Genomic DNA, 236 nt, shown 5'->3' on the forward strand with positions numbered 1-236 from the left:
TTAGTAATTAAGAAATTAAATTTAGTTAGTTTAAAATGAAAAATCCGAATAAAAACTCGGATTTTTATTGACTAACTACTACTAACTCTTCGGTTTCTTCTCGCTATTCATTAAGAGAAATATAGCAACAACTAAGCCTACACCAACCAAGGCAAAAACACCAATCATAATGGTACCGTTTGTACAAGAAAAATGGGGTAAGGTTAAAAAACTCATCTCTTACTATTTTATATAAA

At 28.8% G+C, this 236-nt stretch carries 1 protein-coding gene; it reads right to left on the reverse strand.

Going from position 1 to position 236, the window contains the following annotated elements:
• Nucleotides 1-81: 81 nt before the first annotated feature.
• Complete coding sequence (locus ACY2RX_RS14925) at nucleotides 82-216, reverse strand: hypothetical protein (RefSeq protein WP_490104751.1); 135 nt, start codon at nucleotides 214-216, stop codon at nucleotides 82-84.
• Nucleotides 217-236: the final 20 nt, after the last annotated feature.

The sequence above is a fragment of the Polaribacter sp. 2405UD43-2 genome (assembly GCF_058147125.1).

Excerpts from the sequence above, each read along its gene's own strand:
- ACY2RX_RS14925 (WP_490104751.1), bottom strand. The coding sequence starts at position 216 with ATGAGTTTTTTAACCTTACCCCATTTTTCTTGTACAAACGGTACCATT.